This is a genomic window from Oculatella sp. LEGE 06141 (assembly GCF_015207605.1).
Lineage (GTDB): Bacteria > Cyanobacteriota > Cyanobacteriia > Elainellales > Elainellaceae > Oculatella.
This window is the reverse complement of sequence record NZ_JADEWO010000009.1, coordinates 42383-62203: the sequence shown is the minus strand read 5'-3', so window position 1 is coordinate 62203 and position 19821 is coordinate 42383. Positions and strand designations below refer to the sequence as shown.

Here is a 19821-nt window from a genome sequence, read left to right as displayed (position 1 = left end):
AATGTCCCTTTGCAATATTAAAGGCACTCTTCAGGATTCTGGAGGGCAGCTTCTAGCGGGTCAACTTTGGGTGCAGGCTGATAGCGCAGTTGTGAATTCGTCCACAACGCCTCACACCACTGTCTTGCCGCGCCTGTACAAGTTTGCAATCGCTGCCACTGCTAGCAACCTCAACATCAACCTGCACGAAAGTGAGACGGCGCGAGTCACCTATCATTTCCAGTTTTGGGCAACAAATGCTGCAACTGAAACCGGATTAGACAACGATCCGCTGATTGACTTTCACGCTTTTGTCCCGAATTTGGCATCGGTTGACTTCTCAGAGCTGATTCCCACTGGCGTTAGCACCGATTCCCTGGATACGGCGATCGCTCGGTTGGCGCGGCTGTTGACCACAAATCAGCAATACGCCGCAGCATTACGAGGTGGGCCGAGGTACCTGGGGGAATATAACGCTGCAACTCACTATCAGCTTGACGACTGCGTTTCTTATGCGGGATCGAGCTGGATTTGGATTAGCGCCACTCCAGCCGCAGGCCAAACACCCGCGATCGCTAACTCAAACTGGATGCAATCTGGCGCGAAAGGTGATTCAGGGGGCACCGGGGGGCAGGATACGGCCTTCAATTCAGCCGGGTGGGATGGAGCGCTGTGGGCACCCAGTGCGAATGCGGTGCGAGATTTTCTGGTGACGCTAGCACCCCTAGCCAATGCGGCATTAACAGGGAATCCGACTGCTCCAACACAAACCGTTGGGAATAACACAACCCGACTGGCAACAACAGCATTTACAGTTGCAGAAATCGTCAGTCGGCTGAACAATGCTGCTTTGACGGGCAACCCGACTACTCCCAATCAGGATCAGAACGTGGCGATCGCCACGAATGGAGGGAGGGTTGCGAACTGCAAGTTTGTGAAAGATAGCGTTCATCGCTATTCCCGAATTGTGGATAGTAAGGCATCAGGAACAAACGGTGGGTCAGCATTTGCAGGAATTCAGACTCGAACCCTGAACTCGATTGTTACCAACTCAGGCGATGTCACCAACCTGAGTTCAAACCGCTTCACCTTAAGAGCTGGCACGTACCGCATTTTTGCGTCTGCTCCCGGAATTGCGGTTAACGCTCATCGAATTTTTCTGTGGAATGCAACTAGTTCGACGCGAACGATCGATGGCAAGCCAAGCTACTCTAACTCGACTGATGTAGTAGCCTCCCTTTCCTTGCTGCAAGGCACTTTTACGATCGCTGCAAATACCGACTTTGAGATCCGCCATTACTGCCTTAATGCCTTCGCAGGCAGCGGTTTGGGAGGAGCGTGCGGGGAAGCAACTATTTCCGAAATCTTTACCGAAGTTGAGTTATGGAGAATTGATTGATGGCGAAAACAGTCTACGCCAATGGCTCTAGGGCTTATGCAGCTTGGTTTAATGCCATCCAAAACCTTGTCTTCGACGACCAAGATATCGATGGGCATTACCCTCGACTTACCGACGATGAACTGAGCAATGCGGCAGGGCAGATCAAGCAGGAATGGCGCACGTTCAGGGACGTGCTCAAGGTCACGGCTGGTATCGGTTTAAGCATCAACCATACCGGAGGTGCGATCACGCTGCCTAACGGGGCGATCACCACCATTGCTCCAGGGGCTTTAGCACTGCCTGACAACAGCACCTCTTTTGTCTTCATTTCCACAACTGGCGTTGTCAGTACAGCCATCCTACGTCCTGTCGCGTCTGTACCACTAGCGCAAGTGACGACGGTGGCAGGCGTTGTTACTGCGATCGTCCCTGCTTTTCCGAGAGATGCACAGCCGGTACTACCCCGAGCAGAAGCAATCCGAGTTTTTGGGGGGAGTGGGGATCAAGGCGATTATTTGCTCACCACAACCGCCACGTTTAACCAGGGCGAGTATTACTTTCGCAACTTCACGATTGAATCTGCTGCCACCCTGACCATCTCTGCTGGCGCAAAGATCCATATCAGTGGCACCTGCACTATCAATGGCACGATAAATGTTACGACATCCCTAGCAGGAGCCGGGGCAAGAACACTCGCCTACGCCAACACAATTATTGTTGCCAACCCTGGCTTAGGCAGCGGTTTGGGTGGCGAGGTGTTTGGTGGTAGCGCCTACAACTACTTCCTCAATCCAATTGGATCAAGCGGCGCAAACGGCACGATCTTCTTAACTGCCGTCGGAACAGGCGGTTCTGGTTCGAAGGGGGGAGATGCGGGCGGAACATTGATTTTTGATTGCGCTGGAGCATTCATCCTGGGATCAACCGGCTCGATTCTCGCTAGAGGCGGCAATGCCGTTGTTGGAACGCTAGGCACGTCATCTGGAACCCTTGGCGGATCAGGAGGTGGTTCTGGTGGGTTGGTGCTTGTAAAATCGCTCATCTCGATCACGCTGCAAGCAGGCTCAACCGTTGACGTGCGCGGTGGCAATGGCAGCAACGCTGTTGGCGGAACTGGCAGTTCTGGCAGTTTTGGTGGTGGCGGTGGCGGTGGTGGGCATGGCGCTTTTCTGTCGCCCAACAATTCTCCATCAGGAACAATTCTGCTGACAGGTGGGACTGCTGGCACAAGCACGGGAACAGGCTATGCAGGCGGTGGTGGTGGTGGCTTTGGTGGGGCAGGTGGCAGCCACCAAGGAGCTGGAGTCGCTGGCCTGCTAACAAATCGAACTCTCTTACCGGTGGGCTGATATGTGGTATTTCATTGCTGATAATCAGGTGGTAAGTCCGCCGATGGACACCAAGCCTGAGGTGCTGCCTGTGGGATTTGCTTTAGCAGAAGGTGAAGAGCTAGAACCCGCAGAAGCTTATTTTGACGGCACGGCAGTTGTTGCAAAACCGCCTCAACCCAGCTCACTACACTACTGGAATGAGAGCAGTTGGGAATTGCCTCCACTTCCGGTTCCTATGCCTTTACAGAATTGGGATGGCCTAGTTGAGGATCTGCGACGATCGATGCCTTGGGCAAAGGTCTACGAAGGAGCGGGGCGAACTTTAAAGGCGAATAAAGCGTTCACTTTGCTCTATGGCACCCTGACGACCACCCATCATCTGAGCGATTTCGCGACTGCTATTGCTGATGTTCGTGATGGATTGCGAGGCATTGCGGGCATTGGAGACTTCACAGCCGAAGAGCTGGAATGGCTGCGATCGCGCCTCGAAATCCACGGCTTCAATCCAGACGATTTTGATCTCCAACCTATCCCCTAGAACAATGCGTAAATTTCTCTCAGTGGAGTCTTTTGGGGTTGTAGCAGGATTGCTGATCATCGCGCAAGCCCTGCACAAATCCAATCTGGTTTCCGACTACGACCCGTCGGCTCAAATCTCGCTTGGCCTGACGGTTATGACGGGCGCGTGGCTTGCTCCAACCCGCTCATTGGATGAAAAAATTGCACAGACGATCGCCCCGGTCGATCGTGCCATCTCAAGCCCAACCATGCCCGACGATAGTGGCACAACACAACAATGACTGGCTCACGCGACTACTCCGATGGATTAAGCGACTCGCCAGACGATCGCAACGAGAAACTGTCTCCGTCGAACGAAGCTGGCAATCCAATCTCGGAGTTCTCCATCGACTCAAGCGATCGGTGGCGGGAGCTGCGGCCACTTACCGATTCATCCCAGCCTATCAAGGGCAATATGACCTACTCCTTACCTGCGATCAGGTTAGATGGACGGCATCACCTAACGGAGCTGGAGAGCGCCGATCCCTTGAGCCGGGAAGTGTTAGAGCATCTTGGGATGTCGCACTTTCCGCTCGTCGCCATCCGACACCGACGCATATTCTTGCATTGGTTGAGGTGGCAAGGATTCCCGATCCCCTCACAAAGACCATTCGAGTTCGCGTTCGGTTTGCTTATCTCTGCGATCTTGTTGGGATTCAGACCCTTAAGCATCCCAATCATTACGCTCGATTCATTGCCGCCGATCTCGCTCAACAGCTTCTCCTCTTTCACGACGATGAAATTAGGTGGGAGGAACTGATTAATGCGATCGCTGACAAATATGTGCAGAGCAACCATCAAATTTTGTTGTAAGCTTACCCGGCCTAGAGCGGCGGAGCGATCCGCTCAATTAGCTCGACTAGCGCCCCACACCCCCGAATAGCGACAGATGTGAAGGGCTTAAAACACCCTATTTGGGGGAGAAATGGGGGAATTTGTTTTTTGGCAATTTTCACAAGGCTTCTGCATCAAGCCTTAGAAGAATTGTTGAGTAGATTGCTAATCTGTTGATGCCTTTAGGGGTATCCGAGGGTTCGAATCCCTCCCTCTCCGTTTCTAGGTTTTAGCCTTAAGCTTGCCTCAGACAGAATAGGTTTTTAATCAAAAACTAGGTCTGTCTGAGGTTATTTTTTGGGCAAATTTTGGGCAAATGGGAACTGGATTTGATGAGCGTCTGGCCGAAACCAACCAACTCTTGTCGTTGGTCAGCATTCGCATTAGAGGTAAACGGCTATCGATTCGTGGCACATTTCCGCCAAAGCCAGGGGACGGTAGTCATGCTAAATCTTACGAGATTAGTGCGGGTAAGCCAGCTACGTTTGCTGGGTTGCGGATGGCGTTCGCCATTGCTCAGGAGATGGAAAGTCAACTAATTAAGGAGAAATTTGACTGGACGCCCTATCTCAAGGGCAAGCAAAAACCCTCCGAGACAGTAGGGGAGTGGGTTGAGAAGTTTACAGATCATCATTGGAACAATACCAAACAAACTCCTTCCACGCTCAATTCGTGGCACAAGGATTATGAACTGAAGTTTCGTCACCTACCGCTAGATGAGCCGTTGAGCCTGGAGCTGTTGAAGCGAATTATTTTGGAGCGCAGCGATCCAGGAACTCGAAGCAGGCAGGGATATGCAATGGCGTTTCGACTGCTGGCAGAGTTTGCTGAGCTGGTAGGGGCGGATGACCTGAAGGAGATGGGTAAGGGATATTCTGCGTCTAGATCGGTTAATCCACGAGATCTGCCTAGCGATCGCCTCATCGCTGCGGCTAGAAAAAAATTTCAATCTTACGGCTGGGTGTGGCTTTACGATGCTTTGTGCGTTTATGGTTTGCGCCCTCATGAAGCGTTTGTGGTGCATACCGACCGACTAGGCCAGGAGCCAGCGGTGTTGGAAGTTCCAGAAGAAACCAAAACTGGACAACATACCGCCTTCCCAATTCCCGCCGACTTTTGGGAATTTGATGTTCAAAATTATCAGATTCCATCCATAAAGATCGAGGGGCGAAATAACAATCAATTAGGGATGTCTCTTTCTCAAAGATTTCGCCAACTTGAGGTTGGATTCACTCCCTATGATTTGCGCCATTGTTATGCTCGGCGCGGGTTTGAGTTTGGTTTCCCGCCAGACTTTCTCGCTAAGTCAATGGGGCACAGCCTTGACACTCATCTGACTAAATATCGGGCGTGGTGGGGAGAACAACCCTATCTGAAGGTGTATCAGGAGGTAATGAGGCGGCGTTCTTAGGGCAGTTTTCGTTCATCGGGTGGGATTGCCAGGAGTTTGCGAAATTCGATGATGTTTGCTTTCCAGACAGGCTCCACGCCTTCTTCTGGATCTCGATCGTCACGGTAATGGACATCATATAGACAATCCCCTCTTTTGCGGACGGCTCTCAACCGCTCGGCGCGGCGGATCTCGCCCATGATGCGATCGCGGGTGACTCCGAGGATGCTGGCTGCCTTACCTGGTGAGAGCCATACTCCCTGTATGCCATACGCCTGAAGAATGGCAGTGATCCATTCTTGTTGAGCTTCCAGCAGGGCTAGCCGTTGATTTAATTCTCCGATGTTGGGTTTGGTCACTGGCGATCGCCCTCCTCTATCCTCTGTTGTTCCTGATTAATAGTGGCGCGGGTAAGCTGGTCTTCCTTCCACCACGAATCCGTCCAATGGTGAAGGTATTTAAGTCTGTAACGCCACCGCGCACCGTCCTTCCAAATGCCAATAACCTCCCCTAGTTCGTTGTGTGGCGTTTTTACAATTTCTCCGAATTCATAAGCTGCTCCTTGCTTAGTCATTGCGATCGCCCTTCTTATTTCTATCGGCCAAAATCCCCACCAATTCCTCAACGGTAGGCAAACCATCGCGATCCACTACCTGCTTAATCTCTAGCAAGTTTTTCAATGCCAATGTTGCAGCGGTCAATGATGCGATTGTCTGTGGCGAAGGATCTTCAAGCGCTTTTGCTTGAAGGGTTTGGATAATTTCTGCTTGTTTTTCAATTAACGTGTTCATTGAATCGTCGTCCTCGTCGTAGTGGTCTTCAGCGTAGTAGTAGCCTGGATCTAGGTCTTCGTTGCTTTCAGGTTCCTCCCAGTATCGGGAGTCTGAGGGGTCATATCTGGAGTTCGGCATGGCTGCGGCTAGAACGGGATGTCTTCAAGGTCAGGCTTGTATCCTTTGGCTCCGAGATAGGCGCTCTGGACAGTCCAAGGAACGTAGGTTGAGAAAGTTTGCAGCCTGAGTTCTAACCTCCATGTGTGTGGCTGTGCCTGATAGAACCGAATGGTGATCGGCAGAATCAGATAGCAGTATCGGAACTGCTCATGATGAAGTGCGGCCCATAGAAAAATTCTGAGTTTATGCATATCAGTCTTCAACCTCCAGAAATTGGCCGTGTAGGTATTCATAAATCGCATCAGCCGCGTTGCTGGCAGCAACCTCATCGGCCTCAATTCCGTTGAGGTTTAGCCATTCCCAAACCGCTTTTTGAATGGCTGGCATCCCAGCGCAACTATTAGTGGTGGCGATCGCCATAGTGGGCTGAGTGCCACCTCCGCTGTAGTTTTTGCACCCTTCGTTTAGCTCAAACCAGTTTTCTTTGAGCGAGAGAGTTTTGATTCCCTCACCAAACTCATCCATCTCGCAGCGGTAGCGATCGCCGCTGCCTGCCAGCATCCGGTGCCTACAGCTATGGCAACCGCTAAAACAGTTGTCTGCTGTCATCTCTCGGTTAAACTCCTCCGGTGTGATAGAGGGTTTGCAGACCAGCGGTTGTTCCGGTTCGTAGTGTTCAGGGTTTAGCGATCGCCCTTCTTTGGTTTGTATCCAGCCGGAGTGAGTGACGCTGACGATTTGCTCGGCTGGCACCACCTCTTTCTTCAAATCCGCAACCATCGACACTTCCGTTGCGGATTTGGAAGTGGATTTATTTACAGATGATGAGAGTTGGCGATCGCTCTTCAGCAGTGCAGCCGCATCTCTAAGGGTTTCGGCCTGCTCAACCTCCTCCCAACGTTTGGCGATGCGCTGGTAGAGGCTGGCCGTGGAGCTGGGGAGCGGCTTGCCAGAGCGGGATGAAACGAGTTGTTTGCGCCATTCCTCCCAGTTGCCGTGCCCACATTGTTTCTTAGCCTCTAGCAGCTTTTGCCCCATCTCACGGGCAAAGGTGAGAGCGCTACGGGCGGCGCTGCTGGCGACTTCCTCCGCTTCCTCTAACTGTCCGTAGAGGGCGTTGATTTCGGTGGCGAGGGCATCAAGCCTTGTTATCGATTCAGTAGGGCTTTCAATAATAGTTAGGGGCTTATTATCGGTAGCGATCGCTCCCACTGGCGCTTTACCTTGCAAATCAAGCTTCCAGCCTTGACGTAGCGCAAGTTCGTCGCCGTGACAGTTAGAGGGAACAGTTGCTAGTCGCGCAATCTGTTGATGAATTGGCTCTAGAGAGGATACAGGGTCTTCAACTGTGGCAGGGCGATCGCTTAATTTAGGAATCCCTAGCAACTCCCTCACTCGCGCCACCAGCGCTTTGCCTTGCAAATCAGGCTTACCCTGGGACGATGATCGGTTCCAAAACCTGGGATTTTTACCGCCTTTGGCGCGCCACCAGTGTGGGCTAGAGCTGCCTACTTCAATCCCAAAATGGTCAGCGATCGCCCACTTCAATTGCTCATCGCTAGCTCCTTGATCCTGAAATTCCTTCCACTTATCGCTTTTTAGTGCTGCCAGCAAAGCAGCGTTAATATCCCCAGGCGGCTCCTCTTCCGGAACTTTGCTAGGTTCAGCAAGGGCGATCACCTCGCCCTCAGCGACATCGTTGTCATGAAAAGTCTCTGGTTCAGGCGTTTTCAACCCCTCCACCTGAAGTTTTGCCACCGGAATCCGGGTGCGAAAGTTGTAGCCCACAAATTTCACTACAGCTTCAGCCTCAACTGAATCCCATCGCACATAGGTGTAGACCCAGTTTTGGTTGGCTATTGAGACGCGATCGCCCTTTTTTAGGTTTTTGATGTCGTCTGGAGTAGCGGTGCGCCATGCGCCTTGCTTGCCTTCGCTGTAGTAAGCTTCGCCCTGGTAAACGGCAACGGCGCTGACCTCGACGGGTTTGGACGGGAAGACGCGATCGTCTCTTCGGAATTTTTGAATAGGAGCCACTTCGGGAGCCTCACCCTGTTCATCCGCGCTGAGTTGTTCGATTTCACGGACATCTAGAGATGTGATCGAATCCCGATGATGCTTGGTGGGAGCCTCACCCTGCCAGCTAATTTCGAGCAGGGCGCTACTGATGTGTTTTGTCACCTTCCCCACTCTCCCGTTCCTGTCGAGCAACGTCGCGCCAACGGAAAACTTTTTACGAATATCCTTTTCAGCGGAAGCGACCATTACGAAGCCCTCCCGACAAGTTGATTGTGTGCTTTCATAAGCCTCCTAATTCTTCGCGAAGGGGTAATTGAATTCGTGTCGGATCTTTGCCCTGCCCTGCTGGTATTGGGTCAGTGATGCCTATCAAATCAATCGTGAGTTGGCCGCTACGCTCCAACTTCAGCCGTTTCTTAGTCCCCATTGCTTTGAGGTCGTAGCGACAATGGCATGGAGAGCACCACGCTTTCAGCTCAGCGTCTGGGTTCTCCGGGTCGTGGTTTGGATGGGCAGTCGTCAGCGTGAATCGGGTGAGCTTTGGGATTTCGATCGCCCCAAATTCCTCAGTTTCTTGCCATTCGTATAGGTCTTTCGCCCATGCGGAATGGTCTGTTTCGATGCGTTCAACCAGTTCGGCATCCAACTCGCCAGGTCGCCGACATGGACGGTTACAGGCTTCGCATGTCCAGTTGGCGGCAGTTTTGATCTGGAGGGCGATCGACTCCCATGCCTTGGGATAGCGACGACGATCCATCGGCATCAGGTCACCTCCTCAATAATTTTGCCATTGAAGAATTGGGCGAAGTTTTGGGCGATCGCCTTCAAATCCTCAGTTTCAGGAGATTGCTCAGGAATTCGCACACCGATGCGGCGCTGCCCGTCGGCAATGGTGATGAGGTTGCGATCGACGCTCACGCTCAGCGCCTTGCCGTTGACCACCATCAAGCCAGCGTATAGATGCTTGATGGTGGGTTCGCAACACTCGCTGAGGCGATAGCTGTTGCCTTTGCACCCTCTGGGGGCATCCATCAGGAGGTATTCGCCCGTGGTGGGGCAGCGGACTAGCCTGCTGGCGATGAACAGAGTGCCAGTCGGCCTGTGGTATGCGGGGCAGTTGGATTGAAGCCAGGGCGGTAGGGTGGTGTTCATGTTCTGTGTCCACCTACGCTGTTATTTGATCTATACCGGGGCTGGACACCGCTGATTGACTTTTAATCTGGTCACGCTCTATCCAGCGCAAGTAAACCTCGTCCCTGCCGTCTCTGGCTGGACGATACAGATAGACCCGGACGCGATTGCCCCTTGACCCCTCCCTCCGGTCATAGGTAAGCCGCTGCCCAATCTTGCCCAACAGTGTTTGCACGATCGCAATCGGCGTATCTTTTTGAGAAATCGTGACATTGAGAACGGTTTTCAGGTCGTAGGCGTGTGCCTTCGCTTTTTTGGCAAATTCGATTAAGTCAGCATCGGTGCAGCGGAATTCCCGATTTGGGTCTAGTAGTTGTGGAATCCCCAAAAACTCCAATGCCCCAATTTGAACGCCAAGTTGAGCGTGATTTAGGGACGGTAGCCAGATTTCATGGCTTTGCACAGCCGCATCCACAACAGCCCGATCGCGGTCTTTGAGGAATTGGCGGCCATACACCAGATAGTAGTGGAGCCGGATCTGGGGGTGCCAGCCCTTGTCGTCCTTCTCGATTAGTTCTGGTGTGACTTCTGACCCGTAGCGCTGTTGCAGCTTATGTTTTCGCTCTTTATGCCACTCCTCCATTCTTTTATTTTTCTGAGATTTAAGGGTTTCGTATTGGCTGGGGGTGATCTCATCGGCAGTAGTGATGGCCTCCCGCTCCTTTAAATACTCCTCATCTCGAACAGCTGTGATCTCTTCCTTTAGCTCGGAGCGATCGACCTTCCAGCCGAATTCAAAGATTTGGTGTCCCTCCCCCCGAAGTCCGTAGAGCACCACTTCTCGGTAGCGAATCATACCAATGTTGATTCGGGCGGCCATTTTTGCCCAAGTGTTGAGGGCGGCATGGTGGCTGAAGAATTCGCCTGTTGTTGAGTCAAAATCGAGATCTACCAGCTTTAAACTGGCTTGCGCCATCTTTTGCTGAGATTTCAGCAGCGCTTGTGGCGAGGTGGCACCACTGCCCACTTTGCCAAGTCCGTGTTTGGCGATCCAGATGTGCCGCTCAACGGGTTCTCTTACCCGTGCCAGGGATTGTCTTACGGTATTTTCTGGGGTGCAGCCCTGAAAGCAGCCCCAGACTGCTGTGAAGTGCCCCTTAATATCAACGCTGACCCCGGTTTCGATACTGGGAGAGGCGAGAATTATGTCGTAGTTGCCTACGATTTCATTCAGTCGGCTAATGCAACCGTAGGCTGGGTGTGTTTTGTCGCCGATGCTCTTGCTATCAATCCGGAGGATTCGCTTGTCTGGAAACCGCCTGCGGAGGTGAGACTCCATTGTGCAGGTACTCCAGCGGCTCTTCGTTCTTTGGGAGTGGGTGCAGACAAAGTGGTGTCCACCCTGAGCGATCGCACCAACCAGGGAGTTGTACCATTCGGTTGGTTCGGTCTGGCTGTAGTGGTAGATCTCCCAGCTTTGCTCAGATCCGGGTCTCCAATGGTTGACGATTAAGTAGGGGGCAGTCCTGATTTCGGTATGTTTCTGAACAAACTCGATACTCAGATCGGATAGGTCAGCATCGGATAGGATGACCATTCCGCGATCGCTCTCCAGTGTGTTGATGAGCAGTTGGCGGAGTTGGCGTAAGACGGCAATGCGGTGTTTGCTGATTTCAGTTTCAGCGGAGAACAGATGCCAGAAGACCTGCTCACATTCGTCAATGATGACGATGGCATCATTCCAGTGTTCAGCGTCAAACCGCGCCTGAGAGCCTGGATGCAGGGAGTCCAGGCAGAGTCCATAGCCGAGCAGTCCACGGGTCTCGGAAACGCGAATTTCCGATACGAAATCGATTCCAATGCGATCGCAGATGGCCTGTCCTAGTTGAGTGCGGTGGGTGAGCAGTAGAACCCGCTGCCCGGTTTGAACTGCTTCAGAAACTAACTCAACGAAACTTTCTGTCTTGCCAGTGCCCTTTGGTGACTTAATGGCTAGCAGTTTGGGGTTGTTCAGCAGGCACATTGCCCCCAGGTATCGTTGATTGAGTTCCAGGGTGGGAGTATGGCTGAGCTTGGTGTAATGCTCAATCTGCCAGACTTCGTGCGGTAGAGCCGCTTCATAACAGGATCTAAACGCCTCTGCGCCCTGTGCCACGATGAAATCATCAACGCCTTTTTCGGGGCCGGGTAGGGGCACAACTTTGGCTGTGCAGCCTGCCAGTTGGGCTAAGCGGCACAGCTTTTCTGTTTCACGTCGAACCGCCCATGCGGTTTTTGCCTTGGTCTCATAGTCGAAGCAGATAAGCCATTCTCGGTCTTTGGTGGCGAAATGCTCTAACTCTGGAATCAGTCGGGGCAGGCATGGGTTGCCATGCTCATCTTTACTGCGAGCGCCCATTGTGATACCAGGGAGGGCGATCGCGACCACCCCTTGCGTAAGCAAACAGCCAGCCTTCTTTTCGCCTTCAGTCAGGGTGATTGGGAGTCCGTTTGTAAAAACCCATTCCCAAAAATCTGGGTCTTCATGCTGGAGGGCAGATCCCGCAGGTAGCACTGAGGATGCCACTCGTCCAGCTCCGGAATGTAACACAGCGTCGCTGAAATTCCCGATCTCTTCAATTGCTGGATGCGTTTCTCGGCTCTGCGTTTCTGCTTCGCTGCCCTGGTGCGCTTGCAAAATCCGTTTGACGTAGACTTCTTCATGTCCTAAGCTCCTCGCGATTTTAAGGCCAGCTTTCCAGCTCACCCGCAAGAACGTAGCGCGGCTCGACACGTTTTTGGGGGCAAGATATCTTTTAGGTTTGCCGTTTTCGTCCAGCAATGGGAGGTTGGGTTTGAACCTGACCCAATCCATCGGCTGGCAGTTATTTAGAGGGTCAACTCCCTGGCAGAGCCAGCCCTCTAAATTTGTTTTGGCACGTTGCCCAAAGCGGGTATATCGCCAATTGAGCAGATCGGCGATTGGTGTAGACACCTCACGGGTGACGGGGTCAACTTCTAAATCGCTGATACTGCGGATGTTGAGCCGTGTGATGTCTGGATCGACAGCGCTTTCTACACACCACTCATTCCAGTGCTTGACGGTGATGTGATCCGGTTTGATGGCTTGAAGGTCAATGCGATCGAGTTCAGTAGTGAAACGAGTGGTAGAGGTCATTGGGCTACCTCCGAGGCAATCGCTGCTTTCTCCAGGAACTCAACCCAGGCCGTTAGCAGTGCCAGGGCAGGATCAGGATCTTTGGCAAATACTAAAAACTGGAAGCTGTTTGAATCTGGAAGCCGTTTCCCAAGGGTGGCGTGCCACCCTTGGGACGAATTTTCAAGGCGCACTCTGGCACTTTCGCTGGAGGCGATCGCCTCCAGCAGGGTTTGGAGTAGTTCGGCTTGGGCGGCGCGATCGTCCATCCCCTGAGAACGCTCAACCCAGGCTTTATATTGGTCAGGTTCGAGTTTGCCCCAGGTGCCAAGCAGGTCGATGGCGTTCATGCCGCACCTCCGACAGTCATTCTTCCTCTAGAGAGAGAATTGTTTAAGGGCAGAAGTGTCGCTTGTGGCTGACAGTCCGGATTTGGGGCTGGTATGCTTGTAGTTATGTGAAACATTTTGTTGTCCGTTAGGGCAGACAACAGCCGTCACACTTTCAAGGCGGGGCGGCTGTTGATCACCGGGTGTACTTCTTTCGGCAGGTTTTGCCTGTTGGGTGGTATCTCGCTAATGGGCACGGGATAACTAGAGGTCTGAGAGAGCCGTTACGGTCTGAGAAACTTTTGGCGGCTTTCTCGCCTTATTCAGAAATATTCAAAAACCGCTCCAGTCCTGCAACTGGGGCGGTCTTGCTATGAGGCGATTTGTCGATCTCTTTCGAGAAGCTCAAGCACAACGGGCAGGTTGGAGATTTTAGGTAGATATTGGCGCAGTGCTTCGGTCACTAGATCGCTCTTGTCCTGGCCGACCTCAATAGAGGTGTGACCTAGCGCTTTATCCACAGAGTCAAGAATGTAAACGGTTCGCCGCACTCTCAGCGGTTTCAACGGTTTCAGCCTAGGCATGATGTTTTTACACCTGAACGCAAAAGCTCTTTCAATTGGATTATAGCTTCCTGCTATCAAAACGATCACAATAACCTTTCATCAAATCTTGTAACAACCACCTGTTATATGCGTGATTAGATGCTCGTAAGGGCGTTTGGATTAAAGCTTGTCTAGGCTTCAGGCAAAAAAAGATCGGCTCGCAGCGCTGCTGATCCGATACATGCAAGAAAATAATTTGTCGGGGCGGCAACTCGCTCGGAGATTAGGTGTAAGTCAGCCAAGTGCATTGGCTTATCTTGATGCGGTGACCTATCCAAGCCAAGAAACAAGAGAATCTATTGCACCCGTCCTAAATATGACTCCAGTGGAATTGGAGTCATATTTGGATGACATCCCGGTGCAGCCGCAAAAGTTACTAGATGAAGTCCTGCAAGAAATCAGAGCGATGGGTCGGGATGATTTTTCGGAGGTGGCGAGGGTCGTGTTTGATCGTCTTCTAGATGAACGGAAAGCTGTGACTTAACTAGTGCTGATATCAAGCGACTAATTTCAAAGTACTGCCCCGTGGCAATTTGACCTGACTCCAGCCAAGTGTCAAGCAGTCCTGTTATTTCACATCGAATAATGATGCGATCTACAAGGGCTTTGGCGATCGCGCAGGTGATATGAAGGTCTTGATAAATCTTGTTGTCTGTAATGCTTCCTCCGCTGGGAGGAGAGCATGAAAACCTCCACCTACTTCCGACAGGCAAAACCAAAATTATCCAGTTTCGGTATTCAATCCGAGTCAATTTCATGTGCATCCCTGATGTTGACGGATGCATTTGCTAAGGTAACAAATCAGCTTTAAGTGATGTCACTGTGTCAGTTGGAAACACCGAAATATCACCCGATCGTGGGAGAAACTAAGGCTTTATTCAAGCTTTACTCTTGTTGCGTTTTAGGTTCATAGGTCTCGGGCACGTTGAGCGTATAGCGTTTTCTTCCTCTTCAATATGCTGAAGGTTTGTGCTCTGCCCGCTGCTGTAGCATCTCTTGCCGTAGCAATTATGTCGCCTGCGATCGCTCAAGTCAGCAACGTCCAACAATTACAGTCTCAACTGCAAAATTCTGTCTGTGCGAGTGATTGGAATAATGCCATAGCTGCCATACAACAACTAATTGGTTCTGCCGAAATTACTCCAGATTATCGCCAACAGCTCGTTGCTTATCGCAGCCAGTTAGATGGTTACCGAGCTTCCAGGGTGGAATACGCTCGAAGCAGCGATCCGAGATGCCAATCAACATCCACTGTCATTCAACCATCTTCTCAACAAGCATCGGGACAATCGTTTGATTGGGATAGAGCACTTGCATCGGTTGAAAGTGCAAGACCTCAAACCACAACACCATCAACTAGCGGCTATTCACAGCCTGTTGCTGCCGCTCCTGTTACTGCTTCTGGTGTTTTGGACGAGCAGTTTTGGGCTATTTTCTCAGGCATTGGAGCAGATTACCCAAGAGTATTAGAGTCTGCTAGATCTGTTGAACCTGCAACGATCGTTTCGTATGCACGTATGATTTGCCCAACCGTTCAAGCACATGGCTCTTTGCAGGTTGTATTACGACAACAGGCCGCTAGCGATGTGCCTGCTTCACTTCTTGCAGCAATTAATGTAGCCGCCATCAATGCTTACTGCCCTGAACATAGTTGGATGCTCTAAAGATCGAGTCAGTAACCCTAGCTGGAGTAGCTAGGGTTACTGACTTCTTCCGTCTTCAGTTGTTTGGTTCAGCCTGTTCGACCGCTCACCACGCTAGAGAGACATACAAGCCTGAAAGAACGCAGCCATCACAATCCAGAAGAAACCTGCAACCACGACACCCTTCGCTACCTGGTCTGTGATGTCAAGCGGTTTCTTGTTATTGAGGTCTGCACGTAATCCAGTTACTTCTGATTTGAGTTCTGCAAACTCACGCCGTAGCGATCGCAGCTCCATCAATGTTGGGTTCTGAGAGTTGGGTTGTCCAGATGGTTGTGTTGTCATGTTGTTTCTTCCAAGGGGTTCTGGTTTAAAGTCCCCAACCGCCAGCTCCATCTAACGCAAAAGCGGCTGCTACCCCTTGGAAGAGCAACCGCCGCTGGCTGTCGTAGAACAGTTGTTTCCATTGTGCCCCATTGCGAATTTGGGCACGCTGAACCCAGCGAAATCAGGAGACTTCATGCATCGATTTACCCGCCGTTATGATGTTGCGATCGTCCTTTGGTTGCTCTGGCTTGTCACCTGGCCGCTGCGTTGGGCGTGGCGACGGGTAAAGAGTAGCAAGAAGAGGTAGGGGCGATCGACTCTTCCAAATCCGCAACGGTTGCGGATTTGATCTAGATCGTTTCACTGCCGTCAGTTGCACTCTCAATAACTCTCCAGTCACCCACCTTGGATACTGCAATCCTGACGGGCACTTCCAAAAAGTTTTCTACAAAGTGGTAGCTGCTGCTATATTCTGCCAGCGCTCCGGACGGGCGGCGGATGTGATAGTGAAAATCTGAAATACCGCGATCGCGTTCAATTGCTTGAACGAGCTGCCCGTAGTAGTTGGTCTTGCCAATCTGAAACGAGTCTCGCCATAGCTTTTTGAAATCCAATCCAATCCAGTCATCGCCGGTCCAGCCACCGCCGCGATCGAATACCTGAAGATCGTTAACCAGTAAACATTTATCGCTCACCATGCTGGTAATGGTGACAATTAGCCCTTCAGCTTTTTTGCCTTTGATGAAGTCTGCCACCGCCTCATGGTTAGCATCAGGGCTGATTTTAGAGGGAGCGTAGCTGTCGATGCTTGGTGACTTAGCGCTAGCCATGCCTTCCACCTTGATTGGCTGAGCGCAGCCATCCCAGAGCAATTCGATTGAGCCAAGAGTTTGCGCCGAAAGCTTTAAATACTCTCTTGCTCCTTCATAGAAGAACTGAGCATCCATACCGTTAGGTGCCACCAGGCGAACGCCATTAGCTGTTGGTAGAACTTGCCAATTGCTTGGCAAGTAATCATTTAGTTCCAGTTTTTGTTTTGTCGCCATTCACTCCTCCATTGATTGGCAGGTCTGAAACGTACTCTTCGGTCAACTCCAGTAACAGAGCAATCCGCAAAACTTCGACTTCTGTGGGGCGATCGCCGTCCATCAGCTCCTTCAGCCGCTTTTGTGGTAGCTTGCCTGACTCGGCTAGCTTGCTGAGGTTGTGCATAACTAGCTGAGATAGGGATTTGTATTCCGGTAGTGGTGACCCACCAGGAGGTGGAGGAATCTTGCCCTCCTCCTTCGCCTGGCGCACCGCTTGCTCTACCAGGAAACCTGCCAATCCAGCAGAATTATTGCTTTCGCTATCAGCCCATCGCTTCAAGTCGGCAGCTACGCCGTCAGGCAAGGTTAAAAATACGCGCTTGCTCACATACGCTCCGTTGTTGCTTCCTTTCCATCGTAAGAACTAACAGCCGTTTGGCTACTATTCAGCTTAAAAACTTTAGCTAGCTACTATCTAGTAGCTTTACAGCTACTAAAAATGTGCTATTTTGCATGTATCCGGAATGTCACCCGAATCTGATCAGAATTGCTTGAGATTCCGGTGACATTCAGCCGAGAGCCTGAAATGCCCACAGCACAACTACTAGAGGACTACACCAGAGATGACGTTAGGCGAGAGCTACTGATATGGGCTGATCGCGAGTTAAGCGTCTCCCAGTTTTATGAGTGGCTCCCCTTCTGTCTGGTGCAACGTAAGCCGCTATATGGCAAGCGCGATGTCGCTAAGTTCCTCTTTATTGCCAATCACCTAAAGCGCGATCGCTCCCTTGAGCGAGCAAAAACTGCGCTACTTAAAGACCTTAATCAACACCCTGAAAGGTACCCCAATGACTGAACACAGCAATTTAACCCCCGAAGAGCAAGCTGTTCTAAACAACCAAAAGCAGCAGATTAAGCGACCAATTCACCCTAGCCAAAAGCAGACTGATAAAGCATTTCAGCCTGTTGAAACCGGAGAGATTGCTCGTGTCTATGCCGACAACACGCGTATTACTGCCAACCGATTTCACCAGCAAACTGCCGAACTAAATCAAGAGCTGGCAGGTGCAATTCAGGCAAATCAGCGCTACGTGGAGCAAGCCTCTGACGTGTTGGTTGAGCTGCATCGCACAACCAAAGCTCGCATCTTTGCCGCTGCTGTGGAAAAGATCGAAAACCTCGATCGCCAGTATGAAAAGCCAGAGCAAATCGCAGATTCACAGGTATTTGAGGTGGAGTTTGGGGATTTTTTCGCGCTTCCCGGAATCCCAATCCAGCGGAATCTAACGGGTTCCTGATCTGCAAAGCGCTCGTCCTCGCCATGCTGGTGGGTTCCGTCCTCACCGCATGGCATCTCTTCAACAGCCCTTTATGCTCACAAAACAATGGCACTGAAACGAGTTGCAGCAAATGAATGCTGCGGAATAACCAACAACGGAGAAACCGGAAAGAATCGCATCTATTACGCCCTTTTGCCCGATGGCGGCAGGCGGCGCATTACTAAAGCCAACTACATGGCTTTGCTCAATCGTTATTCCAGTCGCTAACCCAGTCCGGAATTCCGGACTGGAATTCCGGTCCAGCTATTCAATCCAGCCCATATAGCCAAGAGGATTCCAACATGCCAGAAAACGCTACTTATCCAGAAAGCCCTACCTACACAGAAATTTGTGAAGGATTGACCCAGGAGTTTGGCTCCACCTTCCAAAAGATGACCAAACGCTGCAAGCTCACACTGGTCGGGGCGATCGGTTCTGTGCTAGCGACAGACGAACTGGAATTATATCTGTCGCCCGAACAGTACGTCGAATTCCCGCTCCAGTACGTAGTCGAGGACGAACTGAAGGCTGTTGGCCTGGATGAAGCCTTAATCGATATCTTCGATCTGCCCGAACGCGACCTCCTTGATCTACTCGCTGCCCTCATTGCTCAGGTTCAGCAAGGAGTGTTCGCCTGATGAGCTTATTCCAAGAACTCCAGTCCAATACCAGCCGTAAAAACTGGGCGCAGCGAAATCCCATGCTTTCCCTCGCATTGGTGGCCACGGCAGCGATCGCAGCAATGAACCATCAAAACATTCTCGAAAACATGAAAGCGTCTGAAGTTCGAGCGCAGCAAATCAAAGCCAATGCGGCTTTGAGCGCCGAGGCAGAAGCTTCCACCCTTTTCGCTGAACAGCAGGCCGCGATCGCCGAAGGGCGATACGTCGCAGGCTGTATGTTCATTTACTTTGCAGACACTCCCAATCAATACGCCAATGTTGCCGTTGGGGCACGCGTGGTCGATCCGGTCGATGGCTCACCACTGCCACCTGGCACGGTGGTCTGCGACGCTAACGGCAACACTGCAATCCTAGATGGCAACAGCAAAATCAGCCTGCCTGCCTATACAGGCAACAAGGCGATCGTTCGAGAAGCAGAGCAACGCCAGTTTGCAGAAGGCACTTACTCAAACCCCGTGAGGAACTAACTAATGGCCTATCAATCCAGAACCAGACGGCATGAAGAGGACTACCAGGCACCGCAATCTAACTGGCAAGAGCCAGCGGATAGCAGCAGCGGCAAATGGCAGGGCCGACGATGGCTTTCCGCGTTAAAAGACACCTGGATCTTCAGTCTCCTATATTGGACAGCCGCACTCATTGCACTATTCTTTTGCTGGTTGAACATCTTCCCCTACAGTAGAGCCGTTGAGTATCTCGTCGGCCTGACTGGAGTTGTCCCGACTAGTGGAGTAGTCGCTTGGCTGGCTGGCATTCCTTTGAGCATCATCTTCTGGCTCTTGGGAGCAATTCTTTGGCTATTCATCCAGATTTGCGAGACGGCTCCAGTCTTTGTTGAACGCAACCGAATTTTGATGCAAGGCATCATCAATGATGCTGAGTCCGGCAGAAAATATAGCGTTCGCCCCTGGGAAGACCCGTTGCTTCAATCCTTGAAAAAAGTCTACAACCGCTTACCACTGCAAACGGTTGCAACAGCCAGGAATGCCGCCTGCTTTGCGTACATTCTCGACTTCTGCGTTGTTAGCACCATTTACCCGCCAATTGAAGGTGGGTTTGATAGAGCGTGGTTAGTCCTGATGACCGGGCAGTGGAATCAAATCAACTGGGGTAACGTGGCAGCGATCGGCTTCTGCCTGTACTGCGTCGAGTTCCTGGTCAAAGTGATGTTCGGCTTGTCCAACCTAATCACCCATCTCAAGGCTCACCGCTAGAAGGTGCTGACGTATGAAATT

General features: G+C 51.6%; 27 protein-coding genes and 1 tRNA gene. 16 read left to right on the top strand and 12 right to left on the bottom strand.

From position 1 onward, the window contains the following. The first annotated feature begins 1 nt into the window (after nt 1). From IQ268_RS08810 to IQ268_RS08780, 7 genes are all read left to right on the top strand, one after another. Nucleotides 2-1378: a hypothetical protein gene (locus IQ268_RS08810; RefSeq protein ID WP_193877578.1), complete on the top strand. Its 1377-nt coding sequence runs from the start codon at nt 2-4 to the stop codon at nt 1376-1378. Continuing rightward, nucleotides 1378-2709, top strand: coding sequence for a hypothetical protein (locus tag IQ268_RS08805; protein WP_193877576.1), 1332 nt, complete (start codon nt 1378-1380; stop codon nt 2707-2709). Before IQ268_RS08810 ends, IQ268_RS08805 begins: the two co-directional genes overlap by 1 nt. A gap of 1 nt (nt 2710) precedes the next feature. Beyond that, entirely contained in the window at nt 2711-3229 is a 519-nt protein-coding gene (locus tag IQ268_RS08800) for a hypothetical protein (protein ID WP_193877574.1), read from the top strand. A gap of 4 nt (nt 3230-3233) precedes the next feature. Beyond that, nucleotides 3234-3491, top strand: coding sequence for a hypothetical protein (locus IQ268_RS08795; protein ID WP_193877572.1), 258 nt, complete (start codon nt 3234-3236; stop codon nt 3489-3491). Next, entirely contained in the window at nt 3472-4062 is a 591-nt protein-coding gene (locus tag IQ268_RS08790; RefSeq protein ID WP_193877570.1) for a hypothetical protein, read from the top strand. The genes IQ268_RS08795 and IQ268_RS08790 overlap by 20 nt, the downstream gene beginning before the upstream one ends. Before the next feature lie 104 nt (nt 4063-4166). Continuing rightward, nucleotides 4167-4302: transfer RNA gene (locus tag IQ268_RS08785), tRNA-OTHER, on the top strand. A gap of 97 nt (nt 4303-4399) precedes the next feature. Continuing rightward, nucleotides 4400-5494: an integrase gene (locus IQ268_RS08780; protein ID WP_193877568.1), complete on the top strand. Its 1095-nt coding sequence runs from the start codon at nt 4400-4402 to the stop codon at nt 5492-5494. Here IQ268_RS08780 and IQ268_RS08775 read toward each other — a convergent pair. The 9 genes from IQ268_RS08775 to IQ268_RS08735 all read right to left on the bottom strand — a co-directional run bounded on the left by IQ268_RS08775 (nt 5491) and on the right by IQ268_RS08735 (nt 13565). After that, nucleotides 5491-5832, bottom strand: a complete 342-nt coding sequence (locus tag IQ268_RS08775) for a hypothetical protein (protein WP_193877567.1) — start codon at nt 5830-5832, stop codon at nt 5491-5493. The two genes, IQ268_RS08780 and IQ268_RS08775, sit on opposite strands and share 4 nt — an antisense overlap. Beyond that, nucleotides 5829-6047, bottom strand: coding sequence for a hypothetical protein (locus IQ268_RS08770; RefSeq protein WP_193877566.1), 219 nt, complete (start codon nt 6045-6047; stop codon nt 5829-5831). Before IQ268_RS08770 ends, IQ268_RS08775 begins: the two co-directional genes overlap by 4 nt. Continuing rightward, complete coding sequence (locus IQ268_RS08765; protein ID WP_193877565.1) at nt 6040-6384, bottom strand: hypothetical protein; 345 nt, start codon at nt 6382-6384, stop codon at nt 6040-6042. The genes IQ268_RS08770 and IQ268_RS08765 overlap by 8 nt, the downstream gene beginning before the upstream one ends. 234 nt (nt 6385-6618) lie before the next feature. Continuing rightward, complete coding sequence (locus tag IQ268_RS08760) at nt 6619-8631, bottom strand: hypothetical protein (RefSeq protein WP_193877564.1); 2013 nt, start codon at nt 8629-8631, stop codon at nt 6619-6621. Nucleotides 8632-8665: 34 nt separating this feature from the next. Beyond that, the gene (locus IQ268_RS08755) at nt 8666-9148 is read right to left on the bottom strand and encodes an HNH endonuclease (protein ID WP_193877563.1); all 483 of its coding nucleotides are present in this window, start codon (nt 9146-9148) and stop codon (nt 8666-8668) included. Then, nucleotides 9148-9537, bottom strand: coding sequence for a hypothetical protein (locus IQ268_RS08750; protein WP_193877562.1), 390 nt, complete (start codon nt 9535-9537; stop codon nt 9148-9150). Before IQ268_RS08750 ends, IQ268_RS08755 begins: the two co-directional genes overlap by 1 nt. Before the next feature lie 13 nt (nt 9538-9550). After that, complete coding sequence (locus IQ268_RS08745) at nt 9551-12673, bottom strand: plasmid replication protein, CyRepA1 family (RefSeq protein WP_193877561.1); 3123 nt, start codon at nt 12671-12673, stop codon at nt 9551-9553. Then, on the bottom strand, nt 12670-13002 hold the full coding sequence (locus IQ268_RS08740) for a hypothetical protein (protein ID WP_193877559.1): 333 nt from the start codon (nt 13000-13002) through the stop codon (nt 12670-12672). Before IQ268_RS08740 ends, IQ268_RS08745 begins: the two co-directional genes overlap by 4 nt. A gap of 350 nt (nt 13003-13352) precedes the next feature. Further along, complete coding sequence (locus IQ268_RS08735) at nt 13353-13565, bottom strand: hypothetical protein (RefSeq protein WP_193877557.1); 213 nt, start codon at nt 13563-13565, stop codon at nt 13353-13355. A 202-nt stretch (nt 13566-13767) separates the two neighbouring features. Between IQ268_RS08735 and IQ268_RS08730 the strand changes: the two genes are divergently transcribed. Both IQ268_RS08730 and IQ268_RS08725 read left to right on the top strand, forming a co-directional pair. Beyond that, a complete protein-coding gene (locus tag IQ268_RS08730; RefSeq protein WP_228035210.1) occupies nt 13768-14070 on the top strand; it encodes a helix-turn-helix transcriptional regulator in 303 nt (100 codons plus the stop codon). A 472-nt stretch (nt 14071-14542) separates the two neighbouring features. Beyond that, entirely contained in the window at nt 14543-15250 is a 708-nt protein-coding gene (locus IQ268_RS08725) for a hypothetical protein (RefSeq protein ID WP_193877553.1), read from the top strand. A gap of 93 nt (nt 15251-15343) precedes the next feature. On the opposite strand, the gene IQ268_RS08720 is transcribed toward IQ268_RS08725, so the two are convergent. Continuing rightward, complete coding sequence (locus IQ268_RS08720; RefSeq protein ID WP_193877551.1) at nt 15344-15574, bottom strand: hypothetical protein; 231 nt, start codon at nt 15572-15574, stop codon at nt 15344-15346. Nucleotides 15575-15650: 76 nt separating this feature from the next. Here IQ268_RS08720 and IQ268_RS32185 point away from each other — a divergent pair, with 76 nt between their 5' ends. After that, nucleotides 15651-15863, top strand: a complete 213-nt coding sequence (locus tag IQ268_RS32185; RefSeq protein ID WP_228035209.1) for a hypothetical protein — start codon at nt 15651-15653, stop codon at nt 15861-15863. Nucleotides 15864-15906: 43 nt separating this feature from the next. Here the strand turns inward: IQ268_RS32185 and IQ268_RS08715 are convergent, their stop codons facing one another. Together IQ268_RS08715 and IQ268_RS08710 are read right to left on the bottom strand one after the other, a co-directional pair. Then, nucleotides 15907-16602 (bottom strand): hypothetical protein, encoded by a 696-nt coding sequence (locus tag IQ268_RS08715; RefSeq protein ID WP_193877549.1) that lies wholly within the window; start codon nt 16600-16602, stop codon nt 15907-15909. Further along, nucleotides 16571-16972 (bottom strand): hypothetical protein, encoded by a 402-nt coding sequence (locus tag IQ268_RS08710; RefSeq protein ID WP_193877547.1) that lies wholly within the window; start codon nt 16970-16972, stop codon nt 16571-16573. Before IQ268_RS08710 ends, IQ268_RS08715 begins: the two co-directional genes overlap by 32 nt. A 198-nt stretch (nt 16973-17170) precedes the next feature. Here IQ268_RS08710 and IQ268_RS08705 point away from each other — a divergent pair, with 198 nt between their 5' ends. The 6 genes from IQ268_RS08705 to IQ268_RS08680 all read left to right on the top strand — a co-directional run bounded on the left by IQ268_RS08705 (nt 17171) and on the right by IQ268_RS08680 (nt 19800). Further along, nucleotides 17171-17440: a hypothetical protein gene (locus tag IQ268_RS08705; protein ID WP_193877545.1), complete on the top strand. Its 270-nt coding sequence runs from the start codon at nt 17171-17173 to the stop codon at nt 17438-17440. Continuing rightward, nucleotides 17433-17882 carry a hypothetical protein gene (locus IQ268_RS08700; RefSeq protein WP_193877543.1) on the top strand — a complete coding sequence of 150 codons (450 nt, stop codon included), beginning with the start codon at nt 17433-17435 and terminating at the stop codon, nt 17880-17882. The genes IQ268_RS08705 and IQ268_RS08700 overlap by 8 nt, the downstream gene beginning before the upstream one ends. A gap of 87 nt (nt 17883-17969) precedes the next feature. Continuing rightward, nucleotides 17970-18131: a hypothetical protein gene (locus IQ268_RS08695; protein ID WP_193877541.1), complete on the top strand. Its 162-nt coding sequence runs from the start codon at nt 17970-17972 to the stop codon at nt 18129-18131. 74 nt (nt 18132-18205) lie between these two features. Continuing rightward, nucleotides 18206-18541: a hypothetical protein gene (locus IQ268_RS08690; protein WP_193877539.1), complete on the top strand. Its 336-nt coding sequence runs from the start codon at nt 18206-18208 to the stop codon at nt 18539-18541. Continuing rightward, nucleotides 18541-19053: a hypothetical protein gene (locus IQ268_RS08685; protein WP_193877538.1), complete on the top strand. Its 513-nt coding sequence runs from the start codon at nt 18541-18543 to the stop codon at nt 19051-19053. The genes IQ268_RS08690 and IQ268_RS08685 overlap by 1 nt, the downstream gene beginning before the upstream one ends. Nucleotides 19054-19056: 3 nt before the next feature. After that, nucleotides 19057-19800, top strand: coding sequence for a hypothetical protein (locus tag IQ268_RS08680; protein WP_193877536.1), 744 nt, complete (start codon nt 19057-19059; stop codon nt 19798-19800). The last annotated feature ends 21 nt before the right edge of the window (nt 19801-19821 follow it).